The sequence below is a fragment of the Nitrososphaerales archaeon genome, from assembly GCA_025058425.1.
Lineage (GTDB): Archaea > Thermoproteota > Nitrososphaeria > Nitrososphaerales > JANXEG01 > JANXEG01.
In genome coordinates this window covers 1-18708 of record JANXEG010000023.1, presented here as the reverse complement: position 1 = coordinate 18708, position 18708 = coordinate 1, and the positions used below count along the sequence as shown (strand labels likewise).

The 18708-nt window shown below is 42.7% G+C and carries 17 protein-coding genes; 8 read left to right on the top strand and 9 right to left on the bottom strand.

The window, feature by feature from the left end:
* From NZ896_03670 to NZ896_03660, 3 genes are all read left to right on the top strand, one after another.
* The coding region (locus NZ896_03670; protein MCS7116550.1) for a hypothetical protein at positions 1-1007 on the top strand (1007 nt) is incomplete at its 5' end.
* Complete coding sequence (locus NZ896_03665; protein MCS7116549.1) at positions 998-1657, top strand: hypothetical protein; 660 nt, start codon at positions 998-1000, stop codon at positions 1655-1657. The genes NZ896_03670 and NZ896_03665, both read left to right, overlap by 10 nt.
* Before the next feature lie 68 nt (positions 1658-1725).
* Positions 1726-2505 carry a creatininase family protein gene (locus tag NZ896_03660; protein ID MCS7116548.1) on the top strand — a complete coding sequence of 260 codons (780 nt, stop codon included), beginning with the start codon at positions 1726-1728 and terminating at the stop codon, positions 2503-2505.
* A 172-nt stretch (positions 2506-2677) separates the two neighbouring features.
* On the opposite strand, the gene NZ896_03655 is transcribed toward NZ896_03660, so the two are convergent.
* A complete protein-coding gene (locus tag NZ896_03655) occupies positions 2678-3370 on the bottom strand; it encodes a CdvA-like protein (protein ID MCS7116547.1) in 693 nt (230 codons plus the stop codon).
* A gap of 139 nt (positions 3371-3509) precedes the next feature.
* Here NZ896_03655 and NZ896_03650 point away from each other — a divergent pair, with 139 nt between their 5' ends.
* The gene (locus NZ896_03650) at positions 3510-4217 is read left to right on the top strand and encodes an ABC transporter ATP-binding protein (GenBank protein ID MCS7116546.1); all 708 of its coding nucleotides are present in this window, start codon (positions 3510-3512) and stop codon (positions 4215-4217) included.
* 48 nt (positions 4218-4265) lie between these two features.
* A complete protein-coding gene (locus tag NZ896_03645; protein MCS7116545.1) occupies positions 4266-5498 on the top strand; it encodes an FtsX-like permease family protein in 1233 nt (410 codons plus the stop codon).
* Positions 5499-5517: 19 nt separating this feature from the next.
* Here NZ896_03645 and NZ896_03640 read toward each other — a convergent pair whose 3' ends face one another.
* Together NZ896_03640 and NZ896_03635 are read right to left on the bottom strand one after the other, a co-directional pair.
* Positions 5518-8226, bottom strand: a complete 2709-nt coding sequence (locus NZ896_03640; protein ID MCS7116544.1) for a hypothetical protein — start codon at positions 8224-8226, stop codon at positions 5518-5520.
* 195 nt (positions 8227-8421) lie between these two features.
* The gene (locus NZ896_03635) at positions 8422-9312 is read right to left on the bottom strand and encodes a prenyltransferase (GenBank protein MCS7116543.1); all 891 of its coding nucleotides are present in this window, start codon (positions 9310-9312) and stop codon (positions 8422-8424) included.
* A gap of 278 nt (positions 9313-9590) precedes the next feature.
* Between NZ896_03635 and NZ896_03630 the strand changes: the two genes are divergently transcribed.
* Entirely contained in the window at positions 9591-11066 is a 1476-nt protein-coding gene (locus tag NZ896_03630; protein ID MCS7116542.1) for an ATP-binding protein, read from the top strand.
* 21 nt (positions 11067-11087) lie between these two features.
* On the top strand, positions 11088-12245 hold the full coding sequence (locus NZ896_03625; protein ID MCS7116541.1) for a DNA double-strand break repair nuclease NurA: 1158 nt from the start codon (positions 11088-11090) through the stop codon (positions 12243-12245).
* 68 nt (positions 12246-12313) lie between these two features.
* Here NZ896_03625 and NZ896_03620 read toward each other — a convergent pair whose 3' ends face one another.
* The 6 genes from NZ896_03620 to NZ896_03595 form a co-directional block, all read right to left on the bottom strand.
* Positions 12314-14020, bottom strand: a complete 1707-nt coding sequence (locus tag NZ896_03620; protein MCS7116540.1) for a hypothetical protein — start codon at positions 14018-14020, stop codon at positions 12314-12316.
* Between the two features lie 177 nt (positions 14021-14197).
* On the bottom strand, positions 14198-14962 hold the full coding sequence (locus tag NZ896_03615) for a DUF115 domain-containing protein (protein MCS7116539.1): 765 nt from the start codon (positions 14960-14962) through the stop codon (positions 14198-14200).
* A gap of 37 nt (positions 14963-14999) precedes the next feature.
* Positions 15000-15389, bottom strand: a complete 390-nt coding sequence (locus NZ896_03610) for a hypothetical protein (GenBank protein MCS7116538.1) — start codon at positions 15387-15389, stop codon at positions 15000-15002.
* 321 nt (positions 15390-15710) lie between these two features.
* Complete coding sequence (locus NZ896_03605; protein ID MCS7116537.1) at positions 15711-16127, bottom strand: HEPN domain-containing protein; 417 nt, start codon at positions 16125-16127, stop codon at positions 15711-15713.
* Positions 16128-16138: 11 nt separating this feature from the next.
* Positions 16139-16849, bottom strand: a complete 711-nt coding sequence (locus tag NZ896_03600; GenBank protein MCS7116536.1) for a nucleotidyltransferase domain-containing protein — start codon at positions 16847-16849, stop codon at positions 16139-16141.
* A gap of 223 nt (positions 16850-17072) precedes the next feature.
* On the bottom strand, positions 17073-17825 hold the full coding sequence (locus NZ896_03595) for an acylphosphatase (GenBank protein MCS7116535.1): 753 nt from the start codon (positions 17823-17825) through the stop codon (positions 17073-17075).
* Between the two features lie 628 nt (positions 17826-18453).
* Here NZ896_03595 and NZ896_03590 point away from each other — a divergent pair.
* Positions 18454-18705 carry a hypothetical protein gene (locus NZ896_03590; GenBank protein ID MCS7116534.1) on the top strand — a complete coding sequence of 84 codons (252 nt, stop codon included), beginning with the start codon at positions 18454-18456 and terminating at the stop codon, positions 18703-18705.
* The last annotated feature ends 3 nt before the right edge of the window (positions 18706-18708 follow it).

Genomic DNA, 18708 nt, shown 5'->3' with positions numbered 1-18708 from the left:
TGATAAATGGTGAACTTCAAAGAATTCAAACCATTTCGAGATACTTTCCGATATGGCGGATGGGTAAGGATAGACTCCCATCGATTTTGAGCGAATTGAAAGAAGAGTTGGTAGGTAGCTCGATTCTAGATGGTTTATGTGTGACGATGACGGCCGAGCTATCCGATGTCTATGAATCGAAGAGGGTCGGTGTAGAGCATATCCTCGATTGTGTCGATAGTGTGTTCTTCGGAGCGAATATAAAGGTGATAGATGTGTATAGTGGATTGAGATCGGTCAGTGATGCAAAGCGAGATTACTTGAGTGTAGCCGGTGCGAATTGGGCAGCTACAGCCTGGTTGATAAGCCAATACATTCCTACATGCATACTGATAGATGTTGGTAGCACTACGACCGATATCATCCCGATCATGAATGGTAAGATCGCAGCGAAAGGCCTTACAGATCTAGAGCGGTTGGCCAGTGGTGAGTTGATATATACGGGTGCGTTGAGGACCAATATCGCAACTATCGTGGATGAAATTCCCGTACGTGGTAAAATGGTACGTGTATCATCAGAGTTATTCGCACTATCTGGTGATGTACATCTGATCTTAGGGAATATCGGCGAAGAGGATTATGTAACCGAGACTGCCGATGGTCGTGGAAGATCGAAAAGGGAAGCACTCGCCCGATTATCACGTGTGGTATGTGCAGATTCGGATATGTTAGATGTAATGGATCTGGAGAAGATCGCCCGATACATCTACGAGGAGCAGTTGAATGTAGTTTCAAAAGGCTTACTTCAGGTATTGAGTGGTATAGAGATGGGTTTCGATGTACCGATCGTAACCGTCGGTTTAGGAGGTAAGTTTATTGGTGCTAAGGCTGCCGAGAGGATCGGCTTGAAGAAGATTGTAGATCTGGCTGAGATCTTGGGAAAGGATAATTCTCGTGCGATTTCGGCATTGGCGACGGGTCTGAGGATGGCCTTCGAATACGGGGTGAAACTCCCAAGATGGTTGTAGTGATGAAGATAGGCGGTAGTCTGATGAAGTTCCCCGTTGAATTGAGGAGTCTCATGAGGGGTTTGGTAGATCTGGCGAATGATCTGTTGATAGTGCCGGGTGGCGGTGCTTTTGCCGATGTAGTTAGAGATGCAGATCGTACCTTTAAAATATCTGATGAGTTGAGCCATAGGATGGCGATCTTGGGCATGGATCAGTATGGCTTACTCTTGCATAGCTTGGTCGAGGATCGTTCGAAGGTCGTCTATGATACGATCATCGATAAAGATAACTTACTCACTATAATACTCCCTTCCCAGCTGATGTTGAAGGAGGAGGAGTTGGAGCATTCGTGGAGAGTGACCTCGGACTCCATAGCTGCCTACATCGCGCACTTGATAGATGCAGATCGCCTGATCTTGGTGAAGGATGTGGATGGTATATTCGATATGGATCCGAAGAAGAATGTTGAGGCGAGGCTCTTTAGAGAGTTATCTGCCAGAGATGTTTTATTGAATGAGGGCTATGGTTGTGTCGATCCCTATCTGCCAAAACTTCTCCTAAAGTATAGATTAGTTTGTGTTGTCGTAAATGGTCTTTTTGTAGATAGAGTTGTGAATGTGGTAAAAGGTGAATCAACTCTATGTACAGTAATCGATCCTAACTTTTGAGTTAGATCATCATCAACCTCTAACTCCAACCTTTACACTTAAATCTTACCTTCTCACATTTACAATTTATGAAGACCGTATGGCTCAATGAGATGACATGGGTCGATGTAGAGGATTACCTCAAAAATAATGATATAATTCTAGTCCCTGTAGGCAGCACGGAGCAGCACGGCCCTGCATGTCCATTGGGCCTCGATACATACATTGCAATCGCTCTAGCTGAGGATGTAGCCTTAAAGACTGGTGTGATATCGACACCTCCGATATGGTTTGGCGATTCTCCTCACCATTTAAAATTTCCTGGTACGATATCGTTAAGGACCGAGACCCTCATCGAGCTGATAAAGGATGTGATTCGAAGCCTCGCCAAGCATGGCTTTAAGAAGATCATCTTCATCAATGGGCACAAGGTTGTAAATCTCGATGCACTACACGCTGCCATTCGTTACATGAAGGAGTACGAGTGTCCAGATGTATTTCTTGCGGTGATCGATCCGATAAAGTTGGTCTCAGCCGCTGGGGTGAGAGTTTCTGAAGAGCACCACGGTGGAGCGCTCGAAACCTCTCATCTATGGTATAAATTCCCTCATCTGATCAGAAAGGATAGGCTTACATGTGAAAGGCCCGACTTTCATGGTATGTTTTCGAGGTTTGTGAAGACCGATCTCTTCGCTGGTGGTGATACGATCGATGTAGCGTGGTCGAGTGAGGAGCAGAGGAGGTTCACGAGCTCGGGTGTCATGTCAGATCAGACAAATGCCTCTCCAGAGCTAGGTAGGGAGTTTCACGAAAGGCTCGTTACGCTCATCGTCGAATTCATCGAGTGGCTCAAAGCGAAGAAGAAATGATGAAGAGATTATGAAGTTGTAAATTTTGGAAGAAGGGTCGTGATCGAATCGACACATCGATAAAAATAAAAAAGAGAAGAAGACGAAGATGATTATTCAAGCTAAAGCCCTTTGATCAATTAACACTTACGTCATACCACTTCGTTTAATATGAAATAATGATGATAGATCTTCACTTCCTTAGGATTCGAGCCAACCAGCCTGAATCTTCTATCTGTTCCTTATCACTCGGCTTCATATCAGATACTTCATACACGCTCTGCTCAGATGTGAATGACTCTAGGGAGCTACCGATATTCAAAATATCCTGCCTCTCCTGCTCAATCCTATTCAATAAGAGCGAAATGAATTGGCTCGAACCTTTGAACGCTTCCACACTTATCTCGCCACTCTTATACTGAACTTTGAGATTCACTAAGAAATCTCTCAACCTCTTCTTCTGCGCATCCAACTCTGAAACCCTCTTCTCTGCGAAGGCTTTCAATTGCTCGATCTTCTTCTGCAATTCGACGATCCTTTCCCTATAGTTCTTCAGAAGCTGATCCTTCTCTTCGATCGATAACTCACCTTCGTTGAAGAGCTCTTCGATCGCCTGAATACGCCTCTGCAGGATCATCCTTTCTTTGGTGAGCCTTTCAACATCGATCCTCCAGGATGGTGAAAGGATTACATTATCGCCCTCAAAGCGAATATGCTCACTCGGGAATTCACAAAATCCCTTATCACCACAATCTACACCTATCGATATCGATCCACTAGAGCCATCTACCATTAACCCCGCAACGTACCCTATATACCTTCCATACACATCCTTGACCCTTTTACCGATCAACTTATCGATCATATCTAACGTAACCTTACTCAATTTTACACCCTACCTCAAAGATGATAAGATATTAATTATTAAGAGGTGTCAAAGTTATTGCTCAATGTGGTAAGTTTTTAAAACCTCCGACTCATGATTTAAATTAGATCGATGATAAGTGTAAGGATCGTCAGGATCGGTGGCTGAATTGGCGAAGGATGATTACGTGATACAGACGATAAATTTGACGAAGATCTATAGCGATAAGGTTACAAAGGTATATGCATTACAGGATGTGAATATTGAAGTTTCGAGGGGAGAGTTTGTAGCTGTATGTGGACCATCCGGTAGTGGTAAATCCACACTTCTTAACCTCTTAGGAACCCTAGACCGCCCTACGAGTGGTAAGGTCTTGATCGATGGTATCGATGTCTATAGATTGAGTGATAATAAGTTAGCGGAGTTAAGAAATCGAAAGATAGGCTTCGTCTTTCAATCGTACAACCTGATCAACCGGACGACCGTTTTAAAAAATGTACTCTTACCAGCGATCATCAAGGGGGATGTAAGTAAGGATCGAATTGAGAGAGCCTTAAATCTATTGGAGAAGCTCGGGCTCAAGGATAAAGCCCATCGTAAACCTCTCGCTCTGAGTGGTGGTGAGCAACAGAGGGTCGCTATTGCAAGAGCTCTAATCAACAACCCCTCCGTAATTCTTGCGGATGAACCTACTGGAAACTTGGATTCAAAGACTGGACATGAAATATTTCAGTATTTAAAGTATCTAGCAAAGGAGCAGAATACGACTGTAGTGGTCGTTACTCATAACCTTGAGTTAGCGGCAGAAACAGATAGAGTAATCAATTTAAGGGATGGGCGAGTAGAAAGGATATGGTACCCTACGTGATTTAGGATTTGGGGGTGTTTTTGACTGAAACTCCTTGAAACCTTCCAATTGGCCATAAGTGCTCTAAGGGAGCGTAGACTTCGATCGAGCTTAACGATCGTCATGATCATGATCGGGGTAAGTTTGATGTGTTCGTTAAATGGGATAAATGCGGGTTTTTCAGAGTTCATCGATAAACAACTGAGTGTTCTCGCTCCAAATGTCATCACCGTACTACCATCGTCACCACTCGCACGAGTGGGTCAGCAGGGCGGTGGTCCATTGATATCATCTACCAGATTGACCTTGACCGATTATACTGTAAAGACCTTGAGTCTGATCCCCGGTGTGAAGGATATAGCACCACACTATAGAGGGAGTGTAAAGTTGATCTCATCGGGTAAAGTTATATCGGGCTCATTGATAGGTATCGATCCTACAAAGGTCCTTATAATCAATCCGGGGTTGAAGTTGTTAAAAGGTTCGCTCATCGATGTGAATGACCACATCGGAATAACCCTAGGTTACAATCTAGTTCACATACCGGGTGAAGAGCAACCATTCACCGATATCGGTAGGACTGTGATCGTAGAGTATAGTTATGTAGAGAGGAAAGGGGATGTTGAGAAAGTTGTAGTTACGAGGAGGAGCTTCGTTGTGAGAGGCATCTTGGACCAAACGGGTAACACATTTACCGATTACGGTGCACTTATTACTCTATCGGCAGCGAATAGTCTGATGGCTAAATCACACAAGTACGATGGTATCTATTTGGTCACGAGAAGCATCGAGATGAACGATTTTGTAATAAGTAAAGTTAGAGAGATCTATGGTGAGAATATAGGTATAATATCGCCAGCAATCATCAAGCAGACGATAGAGGATGTATTATCGGGTGTCAGAGCGTTTATCCTAGCGGTGGCGAGTGTATCGATGATCGTGGGTGCGGTAGGTATAATGACTACGCTATTCACATCTGTAATGGAAAGAATTCGTGAAATCGGGACATTAAAAGCTCTAGGTTGTCGTAATCGTGACATACTCTTGATGTTCTTGAGCGAAGCCTTGGTTATGGGGATTATCGGTGGAGTCTTGGGAATGGGGGGTGGAATAGTAGGTAGTTATCTATTGTTAAGGCTCGTAGGATTTGGCCCTATCAGCCAGAACTTTGTACCGATCTTTTTAATTCAAGATTTGGTATCGATCTGGATCATCGCGATCGTCGTGAGCATCGTGGCAGGGCTCTATCCCGCTTGGCGTGCTTCACAACTGCCACCGATCGTGGCATTAAGGCGCGAATAAAATCTGATATTTCTGAATATCATCGCATCGATAAATCTTCACCTTCTCTACTCTTCCGCTTCACAACGATGTAACTACCAACTAAAGCTACGATTATGAATAGTGCTATGAGGATCGTCAGAGCTTCGAATGTGGAGATAGGTAGGATTATTTGAGTAGTTTGTTGCTTCCTCTCTATTGGTAATGGTGTAACCAAGACCTTTGACTCGAATCTATCGACATGGTCGACTCTCAACGAGTCTTTATAACTTACGATGATCGTAACCGGATACTCACCCTCGGCCGATGGGTCGGTGATATCCACATTTAAGCTGAATGGTAATGATGTGGCGGGATCCAGATCTCCTATATACACAGAGCTTATAGGCTTGATAGGGCTCGTCGATGGGGTTGATAGAGCGATTCTGGTGAATAATGCCTTCGTATTACCTTCATTCAATATGCTACCACTGATTACTGGGGCCCTTCCGATGTAACTCAATGAAAGATCGTGAATACTGATCTTGATCAGACCCTGCACATATATGCCTAAAGTTTCACTCTCGACTCGAATGGTACCACTCTCTCCGCTGTACTGTGATGTGATTAAAAGGTTGATGGCCTTTTCAGCTACTTCGGGATTAACATAGATAGGAATACTCACATTCTTCATTCGCTCAACCTTCGGAAAGTACCATTTCTGCGCACCGAGGAATGTTACACCGGACGATTGTGCAGCTATACTTACGGTCACATCTGTTAATGGTACAGGAGACTTGTTGATCAGGCTGATGTTGAGTATGTTGATGAGGCCCGCAGTGATGTAGCCACTCGTCAAGATCTCTATACCCGTCTTCGCCAAAGTCGGTGCGATCGTAACCCCCAAATACTTTACAGCAGTCCTCAGATTCCCATCTTTATCTTGATAGGATAGAGTCAAGGTGAGTTGCTGGGCGGTATTCGCTGCAGATATACTCGCATAGAGCCCAAACTTTATACTCACACTTTCTCCGGGCTTGATCGTATCGATCATCCAGTGCCCATCACTCCCCACAAATGCTAACGGTTGAATGGCACCGATAGGCAGGTTCAATTTGATATCTATCGAGTACGCAGCCTCTCTACCTTTATTATGTAGAATCAGGGTAACGTTATTGCTCGAACCTGGTAAGATGATCGAGTTTTCGAGGTATGTTTCAAAGAATATATCTTGAATCTCGATCGAAGATACCTTCACACCGAGCCTTCTCGATACCGTTTGAGGATTGCCATATTCATCCCGATAATTGATGGTCAAAGGTAATTGGTATACATTATTCGCTGCCGATACACTGACGAAGATCTTAAAACTTATACTCACTTCGCCCTTTGGTTTAAGACTATCGATGGTCCAATGTCCATCGGTATCTGAGAAAGCGAATGGTGCCAATACAGCTCCACTTGCTGATACCATCGATTCTGGCAGGGTTAATGTGACATCAAGGTTGTATGCAGTCTTACTCCCATTATTTCTGAGTATTAGAGTGAGTCGATTCTCAACACCCGGTGTCAGTACTCGATTCAGTAGTGTAGCTTGTATGGAGATCTTCTCCGCTTCATACGCCGCAACCCTTACACCTAGATTTCTTACCACGGTCTTAGGATTCCCATAACGATCTTCATACTTAATAGTCAAAGGTAATTGGTATACATTATTCGCTGCCGATACACCAACGTGAATAGTAGTGGTTAGATACTCCGTAGCGCCAGCACTCAAGTTATCGATGGCCCAATAACCATCGCCCTTTACAAATGCGAACCGGTAAGCTTCTGGTATGTTGAGTGTGATCTCAAGCTTCCTTGCATCGACATTACCGATGTTATGTAGTAATATGAGTAGATCGTTATTCGATCCGGGTGTGAGTGTTGTGGTCTGTAAGTTGGCATCGAGGATGATATTCTCGACTTCTGGTCTATCGACCCTTACACCGATACTCCTCGTTACAGTCTGAATATTACCATAGCTATTGTGATAAGTTATGGTGAGTGGGAGTGTAAAGGCTTGGTTCGCTGCCGTTGCACTGGCGTACAGGGTAAATCTGATGGAGGCTTTAGAACCGGCTTCTAACATATGAATCGTCCAATGACCATCCTCATCTACAAACGATAATGGCGAAGTCAATCCGCTCGGTAGAGTTAGTGTAATGTCGACCTTCGATGCACCTGCAGTCCCTTCATTATGGATAAATATTGTGATATTGTTGTTACTACCGGGCTTCAATACAGGGTTATCTATGAATGCTGAGATTACACTTTTACCCGTTACTCGAAAGTTGATCACTACTCTAACTAAAAAGTTCGCGCCCGACCTTCTGGTATAATTCACATCGAGATCTGCATAGTATGTTGAAATGGATGCTGTGGGCTCTATATTTACCAAAAATTTCAGGATGAACGATTTGCCTGCCGGTACATCACTCTCATAAGTGGAGGTCGTCACATTCTCCGAGGGTCTTTTGGCATCGGTGAAACCGGGTGGGAGGTTGAGTATACCCGTTATCCCTTTGATCGTATCGTAACCTATATTGAGAAGGATCACCGATAGTACAACCGATCTATCGCCCGGAGCCACCTCGATAGGGTTTGAAGGCGATCCCCATACAGCATCTGCAAACTTTATATCCTCTGTAGCTATAGCCCTCTCGATGAGTAAGAGAGGTTGCAGTATAAGGAGTAGGATGATCAAAGAGCATTTTATATATCGAATCATACTCTCTGCCTTTCGAAACTTCCAATTAGAATCGAGGATCAGCGATAAATAAACCTATCTGACCAATGTAATCGATAAGATGATATCTGTTGAGATCGATCTGATCCTAATTGCTATCTCTGTCGCTAAAAGTTAAGAATTTCTAATAGGGTGATGGGTGATACCAACTACAAAGAATCTTTCTTGAAGCTCTTCTTAAATGAACGCTGCTATTAGGAATCCTACACCCATCAGGGCTTGAGTTACCAATACTGTAATGACATTCGCACCCAGTGCTGGGATGATCATTTCGCTCGAGTGGTATCGAATTGCATTGCGTATCGCCTTTATAGCGAATGGAAGTGTTAAGAGGCTGATTAAAACGTAGAGAGGCATTATTCCGATGATCGAGAATAGTATAATCCAACAGTACGTAAGTATCGTCAATATCGAATAGAGCTTTGAAGCCCTTGCTTTGCCCAAGGCTATAACGAGATTCTTCCTACCATACTTCTTATCGACATCCGCATCCGGAAACTCGTTCAAGAATAGCAGATTGTGAGTCAGTATGAATGGAGGGATCGATGCGACAAGAGCCAATAGGCTGTACGTGCCCGAGTGAACAAAGTATGTACCCAGAACGGGTAGTGCACCAAGCCCTAGACCAGCAAAGAGTTCACCGATCATCCACTTAGTGAATTTGGTGGTGTAGAAGTAGACACTGATCGCACCTACTATAACGATCGGTAAAAGGAGTATACCTTGGACGATGATGAAGTAAATACCTATCGTAACCCCCAACAATAAGCAGACTACCCCGAATTTATATACCGAAGCTGGCTGAAGGAGTCTTGATGGAAGGATTCCGCTACCTCCACTGAAAGGTGTCTTCTTCGTCTCCAGATCGATTCCCGATGTATAATCGAAGTAATCGTTCAATACATTCACACTTATATGTAGAAGGAGTAAGCCGATAAGTGCGAGTAATGTGTGAATCGGATTGAAGAAGCCTTCGTATATCGCAACACAAGTGCCCAGAAATACGAGGACTATCGAGAGTATGAGAAATTGTGGCCTCGTCTCCGCGAACCATATCTTTAATGCCATCTTCAACCATCTCGAGATGAAAGTCGCTATTCTATATAAACTTTATTTCAAGAAATTTGGAGAAAGTATAGGGAATGGTGGATGAGGCGATGAGGAGATGAAGTGATGCTGAAACCTTGAATTTTAAATTATATGATCTTGTGAATTTTGAATGAAGGTACGATTGTAAGAAGTGAGACTACGATTAAACCCTCTTCTAGATCACAAACGCATTTATCCTAAAGGGTTGTAAGGAAAAATTTGTATATTCACAATTTCATTATACCTAATGTATAATTATGCCAAAATTGATCGGTAGGGTTGCTGACGGTTCTACCGAAACGTTCGCTAGAGTCATACTACTTAAAGACTTAGAGAGGAGTATACGCGCCGAAGAGTTGGTCTTGATTAAAAATGGTGGTGAAAAGGATCCTATAAATTGTATAGTTGGTGTCGTTAGAGAGGGCTTGGGTAAGAATGAGTTTCTTAACCATACATCTTACAGGCCAGATGTAGCCTATATGAAGTATGGTGGTGAACCATCGGGAGCTAGAGAAGTGTATTCCTTTACGATAAGGCCCATCGGAGTAATCACTAAGAATGGTGTAGAGCCGAACCGCACCATCATTCAGCCCAGATCTCCCGTATACCTGTTAGAGGAGAGTGATAAACCATTGGAATGGATCGCCAAAGGTGATGATATTTTATGGATGGATGCATATTTGGAGGGTCACGAGACGTGGTATGTTCCGGTAAAGAAGACATTCATACCGTACCACGTCGCGGTCTATGGCTCTACGGGTAGTGGCAAATCGTTCTTTACTCGTTACGTCCTCATACCACTGTACATCAGAGCGGGTTATAGAGTATTGATACTCGATTGGAGCGGTACCGATTACGCACCATACTTTCAGGATTCAAACCAAGTTGAGAAGATAAATATTATGGAAATCTCTTTGGATGAAGAATCGATCCTAAGTTACTTTGAAGATAAGACATTCGGCTTTGCGAATAACGATAATGTGAGGGATGGTTTTGATAGCTTTATAGAGGGTTGGTTGGATAAAGTAAAGCGTACACGTGAAGAGTTTAGAGGTGATGAATCTGCTGAAGCTCTATATGGGCAGATCAAGAAGCACGTTCAAATGAGCCTATCCACTATAAAGAGAGATGATTGGAGATCCTCCGCTGAAAGGGCTATGAGAAGGGTATTTAGAAGGTTAAAACCTTCAGATCTACGCCCGGTGATGGGTACTGTAAGTGTAGAGGAGCTCCTTAAGAAGTTCGAAGAGAGAGTGGTGATCATTATAGATATGAGTGGAGCACTGGCAGAGGCGAAGCTGGGCTTCTTCCTATCCCTTTCTAAATACCTTTACAACCTGATGGAGGCTGGGAATGATCTGAATATCGCCCTGATCATAGATGAAGCACCTCAGTACGCACCTTGGGAGCCAAGGGGGATTCAGGGCGAGACATCCGATATGATAAAGGATCTGGCAGCGTTAGGGAGGAAAAGGTCACTCAACCTTACACTCATAGCCCAGGGGATAAGGGGCGAGATAGGGATAAATGCAGCGGTTAGAAGAAATCTCAACACACAATTCTTCGGGAGGATTCATCCTTTAGATGCTGGTGGTGAGGGTGGGGCATCGGAGTGGCTATCACCCTATGGGATAACTCCAGACCAGATGCTTCAATTGAAACCTGGTATGTTCTACTTTACAGGAGTTATGAACCCATCACCGATCCCTCTGCTTATAACCTATAAACTCTAATTCTGCATGGAGGGATAAGAGATGGAGTTTTTAGAATGGATAAAGCTACCTCAAGATCTACAGCATCGTTTCTTTGAATTGGCCGATGAAGAATCTAAGAGGGTTGGTGAATCGATTCAAAAGCTTAATAAGGAGTATGAAAAACTCCAGTTTTTACAATCATATTTCGATAAGCTTCCGAATGTAGAATCGGTCTCAAGGATCGCTGCGATCGATAGCTCCAAATCACCAAGGTTGAGTGAAAGGCTCGGTATTAGGTATGGTGTATTCGCATCCGGTATTATATACCTTAAAGGTAATGAGCGAGAGGAATCCTTTAGGGCTGGTGTATTCAAGAGGAGGCAAGCATTTTCTGAAGATAAGAGCAGATTCTTCTTCGACCTCTTAACGACCTATGCAGAGAGAAGGCTCGCCTTAGAAGCATTATCTAAATCAGACCTCGTCATACTCGATGGGAGCTTTTACGGTTTTGTATATTCGGCGGTAAGAATCAAGAAGCAGGGCCTCTATGGTACAGAAGAGGAGAGATTGATTCGAGAAATATCTCAAGATACGGAGAAATTACTAAAGAGTGGTAAGGTGATAGGTGTGATAAAGAGGAGCCACACGAGAGTTATAGGAGGTTATTTAGCGTTACAGGATAGGAATAACCCCTTCGTATCGATCATCGATAAACTCATTCTATCTCTAATCATGCCAGTACGCACGGTATTCGATTATCATAAACTCATCGGTGATAAACCCGTTCATGTATATACTCGTCTTGCAAGGTATGCACAATCTTCCAGATGGTCTGAAAGTCCTTTAGAAGAAGCGGAGAGGTGGATCTATTCGCCCTTCGAATATCTCGAACTCGACCCCTCCGAGTTTAAAGGGTTGAGAAGGATGCAGGTGAGGGCGTACGATTACGTACCTCCCTGTGAAATCGAATACCCTTCCCGGATCGAAACCGATAGGATTCTGGAATGGATGGGCCAGCCGAACTTCTTCAATGAAGCGACAAATCTACCTCTAGCTCTAGACTTAATAGATAGTGCGGTAACTCTATCGTCAAAATTTACCGAGGAATTTGTAAGCGAAGTGGAGGGGAGGGTCTTGGAATCGATAGATAAGAATGGCGGGAATAGAGAGACTATACGGATCTTCTTCTCGTTGTTAAACCCACAGAAACCTTACTAATTAATATCATCAATTTTGCTCTTAGAATAAAATTTCATTGTACCGTACTAGATAGATAGTACTAAATACTAAACTTTCGATCCACGTCTCATCGCATCGAGTAGAGTCTGTAATTGTTGGGCAGCTTCACGTATACTCCTTTCATGGCTCACTATCAGCCTACCCATCGCTTCCTTCCCGACCTTGCCAATTGTGTATCGCTCATAAAGGTTGATAAAATCTCTAACCGCTCGATCGTACCCTCGCTCCACATTCGTTATCTTAGCGATTAGATCATGCATCTCGGGAATCTTCGATAACAATTCGCCCTTAGCTTCACCAATCCTAGAGGCCGATCTTGAATTGATGAGCTCCAGATCCCTCTTCACCCTATCTACATCAGCTCTAGAGATCTGTGCAAAGGGCTTTAATGATTGGAGGATATCTTCAATAGAAGATATCTTTTCTTCAAAGGCGTCTGCATATTTACTGATCACCGCTACTCTGCCCCTCTCACCACTCAATTTAATACCCTCTAAATAGAGGGTCGCGATCAGTAGTATGATGAATATTGTGCTGGCGATGGGCATTATACCACTCGAGGCCCATACCAAACCGAGCCTCACTACTACTGAAACCTTATCTTCACTTATGGAGGATGCATTTACTCTATGAACCACGAAGCCCTTGGGCAGTTCTTCGATCTTACCATCGCCGATTAGAGAGTATCTATCGATCAAGAATCCGTTCGGCAGATTAAACTTCAACACAAATTTCGATGCTACACCTTGTACAGGTGGGGTTAGAGGGATCGATAGGTCGATCAGATTCCCACTCACACCGATGAATCCTTTAGGTAATGGGTATTCGTACTTTAAGGTAAGTACAGAACCCTTCTCTAAAGGGATTCTAAAGATCGATTGTATATCTATTATGCCATCTTGCAACTCTCGTACAGACCTTTCGATGAGGGGAGGAGTGGTTTCAGGGACGATTGTAATGCTCTTTAGGTTCGGATCGAGTAGGGATAATCGTAATTTTGATATGGGGCTATGGCCTAGATTCTCTACCTTGATCGTTTCGATAATATTTATAGAGCCGGTGGGTGAAAGTACGATTTCTCTCTCTATGATGGGGTATTTGAGGATCGAAAAGTTCGGATTATCTATGATCCGTAGATGGGCCCTGATGAAATTCGATCTCTCAGCATCGATATTGGAGAATGTAGCATTCCAATACTGGTAAGTTTTACCTTTTGAGTAGCTGAAGCCCGATAATCCTTGAAACTCTGTACCTAGTGGTGAGCTGATATTCACATATACCCTCTTCAATGGTACGTTCATGCTGGGAGTCGATGGTACGATGATCTCATACATCGAAGTATCTACAAACTTTAGAAGGCCTATCAGATAGATCTTGATGAATACCTTCACATCCGATCTCGAGGGTATTGAGTATGGCTCTTTGGGTGAGATGGAGATGCTCGTCGAAGTATTACGTACAAGAATGGTATATGTGAGTCGGGTCGGGCCCTTGATAATTATATCGGCGATGTGCCCCTTATAATCGGGTGGGTAATTTACGATGAGATTTGGTAACTGTGTAGGAGTTTCGGCAAGGTTAGATATGGTGATGACATCTTCAATGAGTACGAAACCCTGTTCATTGACACTAAACTTATGGTTGAGTGTAAATGATAAAGTTTCCGACCGGCCCATTGCATCAAAAGTAAATACGCTCGTGGTTAGGAGTAGATACGTGATGGAGAGGTACATAAGATACTTCTCTTTATTCACACCTTCTACACCACCTTAAACAACCTTCAAAACACTATTTGTATTTTATTCTTAACTTATCGATTTCTTTTCATAAATCTAGAATAGGAGGTCTTGAGATTAAATGCAGAATTAGTGCCATCATCCGTTAAGTTGGTATTTTTGCCTCTTTACCATCTTCTCTTCTCACCACCACCATCATCCTTCTATCTCTTGAAGGAATTCTGACGGTGTCACATTCCTGAAGCCTTTGATCACTTCACCATTACTCGTTAAGTTGTAGAGTGGTATATCGGTCTTAGAGGATAGCCATTCTAACAATTCTTTACAGAATTTGAGCTTCATGAGCTTAATTTCATAAGATTTCACGATGGGCTTAGAATATTCACCTATTTCATTACCCAGATCCATACCCGCTAAACCGATCACCTTCGCATCAAATTCGACAGCTAAAAATACGGCCCTATCGCCATCTGTAAAACCTCCAAAATTGTACACGTGAGGCCTCGGCTCGGCTTGGGTAGTGCCCAAAACTCGATCCAACATCGGCACATACTTCTCTATAGCTGGGATATTATCACCGTGTGCATGGATCACCATATATGCACCTCTCCGGTTCGCCTCGATCAGATCAGAAATCCTTCCATCTAGATCACTGACTACGATATTAGGAATCTTATCGATACTCAATAGCGCGGTGGTAGCACCGTCTGCAGAGATCACTACACAGGAGCTCAGCAGATCGAACTTAGATAATCTCATCAAATCATTCTTTAGCGATGGGCCTGCACCGAATACGATCACAGGCTTATATTCAATTAATCTTCTCACATCCGATGGCTCCAAACCTCTACCCTTCAATAGATTACTTAAGATATCTGCAGACCTCTGATCCTCACTTCGATCGAATCTGAATGTAGAGATTATCTTACTGTACCACGGCCACCATTCGCTTAGATCCATCTCAACGAGCCTCTACACCAAATTCATAATTCATAAATCATGAATCGGCGAGGACCTTCTGTATATACGGTAGGCTCCATGCGTAACCTACATGCACACACTCTTGACTCTTGCAGAATTCACACCACAGTATCTTTCTTATGCCCTGATTCCTCACGTAGACATCTATAAGGCGCTTCGCTTCGTTATCCCTTATCGTAACGTGATCTTCATACACGTTGAAGTGTTCGAACCTCGGCTTCCTCTTCTCTTCCAACTTCTTCAATTCGCGAAGCTTATCGGTCATAAACCTTACGAAGCTCTTCGGCCCGGGCTCACCGAGTAAGCGTGCATTCTCCTTCTCCCTTTTATACTGTTCATAAAAGTAATTGAATATGTCTTCATCGACGTTGATCGTCTTTAACCCAGTCCTCTTCGCAGGCATCATCCTTTAACTTTCACTCCCTAACATATAAATGTTCTTAAAAGTTAGGAACAATTCGAAGGCGATTTATCGAGAAGAATGGAGAGGATTCGATTTTCAGCACTACAACTGAGTATTGCAAGAGAATATCAGAAGAATATCAGATCTATTCTGAGAGCTGGAGATTTTGGATTTTTCTTAGAATAAATCAAACCATAATAATGTAATACCATAATGCCATAATGGCTGAAGACAATAAAATCCTTACCCTAGAATCATTTATGAGAGCTTAGGGTTTTAGGGTTCTAAATCACCCGATCCTTTACAGACCATTATAGTTTTTCGCTACTTACGAAGCCAAGAGTCGATGATCCTACTACAGAGGCGAAAGACCTTCTCGGCATCTTTATATGCGCTTTCGGCATCGGCTTTGGTGAAGAGATCTGAGGCTGGTCTCAATTCATCCTCCGAGCCGTACATGGCTGGCCCTCTTAACTTCGCAAGTACTCTCGATGTCTCAGCAAGGTACGGTAAATGCTCCTTGAACCAATCGGGTAATGGGTAATGATCCAACTTTAGTATAACTTCTGATACATCGTGCTTTAAAGGGTATTCGATGGCAAGTAGCCTTAGAACGGCCTTTAGACTCATCTCCACACACTCCTGAGAGCGCCTCACACAGGTCGCATAGTCATCCTCTGATAAGGCGAGAGAAGCCTCTTTAAGGAAGCGTTCAGACCTCTTAATGAAGTCCTCTGCCATTCTTACTGTATTCAGAGCTCGACCACCTCTCCCCACTTTACACTAGGCTTTAACTTCCAATACCAACTCCCGTTCGAAAGCCTGACCTTTTCAGCCCCTAACTCCTTCATCCTCCTCCTCAACCTATTTAGCTCCTTTATGAGAAAGCTATCATCATCGTATATGATGATTCCATCGGTGATCACATCCAAGAGTATTGGGGGATGTTTAGAAACCTCATCTGGGGTTAAGATGTGGGCCTGGATGAAAGGTTCGCCGTAGAGTTGAGAGAATTTTATGTACTCTTCGCCCTTCAAGAAATCTTTTTCAACGGCCGATAGTAGGCGAACCCTTTCGCCCAAACTCTTCCCTTCAAGCCCACTCACGACCAGTAGAAGATCGATGTCACTGATAGGGAACTCTGCCTCGCCTCTTGCCGCAGAGCCGAAGAGTGCTACCGCTACCAAATCTCGACCAAAATATCCTTTAAGGTACTTTATATAAGCATGAAGTAGAGCTAGTAAAGATCGATCGATAGATCTATTGGTATTGATATTGGTATCGTTGAGTTGAATCTTACCGATGTAGCACCACTTGAGTTTCTTATCACGATGGGCAAAGTAGGCGTAGCGGTAAGGCTTACCCTTCGAAGTTATCACCTTCCAGTAAATACCCGAGCCGAGCTTACCACATTTAGGGCAGACCCTCCCTGCCACCTTCATCAATGCTCTTAAACCTAACATCGGTAATAAATGTTACCTAAACCTAAGGAACTGAGGAAGAATAGAACTCGAGCTCACCCTTCTTGCTGATGGCTTATAAATTCTATCTCAAGCTATCCTTGAGAAATTCACATAATCGGTTTAATCTTTATATCTCCATATCTCCATATCTTCATATCTTCATAATCGAATGTTATAAAAGGTGAAAATTTAATATTTACTGAGAGGATTTAAAATAAACACTTCATGGTTTCTCTAAGAATTTCTTTACGACTTTTTCCAAATTATCTACAGATCTCTTGAGCTCACGCCTTGTTCGTAAAAGTTCACGCCTCGTTCTTACAAGTTCTTTAGATATCACATCGTAACGATCGGCCATATCTTTAAAGTGGCTATTCATATCCTGATGCATCGATACTATAGCCCCTTTCAAATCCTTATGCATATCTTTAGTGGTCCCTTTCAAATCCCCATGCATATCTTTGATAGTTCCTTTCAAATCCTCGTGCATATTTGTGATGGCCCCTCTCAAATCCTCATGCATATGTGCGATGGTCGCTTTCAAATCCTCATGCATATCTTTAATAGTTCCTTTCAAATCCTCATGTGTGAATTGTATAGTTTCTTTTAAGTCCTGGTGCATCAACCGTATATCTTGCCTCGTAGCTACAGCTATATTGAAGGCTGCCACCAACCTCTCACCAATCTCTTCCTCTACCCTTCCATACTTAATATCGAAGTATTGATACTCACCCGTCGCTATTTCTCTCTTTACCACTTCAACACTTTCTACCACTATTAGATCCTTCTTGATATTCACTCGCTCTATGAAGTCCTTTAAGACCATTTCTTCAGCTTCACACACTATCCTCACATTCCCATCCCTTAAGTTCTCCACATATCCCTTCACACCTAACCTTCTTGCCACATCTTGAACATAATCACGATAACCAACCTTTTGTACGATTCCCTTAACTATTATCTCAGCTCTGATCAATGCTTAAACCTTTTATGATCTTTGATGTATTTAAGTATAATGCTATTTTCTGATGCTCTTATTAAAAGTACTCATCTTCCTTGAATTGTACGTCGGAATATGATAGAAACGAGTTTATCCAAACCAAAATTTCTAACTTAATAGTGATATTCATACTCTCCTCAACCGAAGTCTATCTTATACAAAAGTATACATGGAAAAAGTAAATTAGAGAGATTAAAATTCCAAACCATCTTAGATAATTTTTAGATGAGGTTTGAGATAAGAAATTAAGAAATTAAGAATTAGGAACATTAAGCTGAGAGGGCATATTATGAATTAAGGGCTATGGGTCGAGTCTAGAGGATCGATCTACAATAAGAGATTATAAGAGATTTTCAACCTTAACTTACTCCTTGGGCTATTGGCTTAGTTCATTATGCAACTCTAAGGAGGCTAAGGAGGCTAAGGAGGCGATAACTTCCCACTCTTCCGTTGTTCCTAACTTTTAGGAACATTTATATTTAAATTATGTTAAACGTAATGACAATGATACGCACCCTTTCAAAGATTATCGTACAGAATCCACTTCCACATTACTGTAGATTATCGAATGGTGTAATGAGTTATAATTGGAGTAGTGGTACCTTTGGCAAAACGTAGCCTTGGTATCGATGCCCTGTTGGAAGTTTTAGGGATCCTCGCAGAGGGTGAAAAGACCAAGCATCAACTCTATCGTAGGACAAAATTATCGCACAAAGGTATCAATACGATCATCAAGGATCTGGAGAGGAATGGATTCGTTGAGATAAAAGAAGTGCCTTACACTGGTAAGTATGGCAAAGCTGTTCGAATCAAGCTTACACAAAAGGGCTTTAAGCTTTTAGATAATTTAAAATAGTTT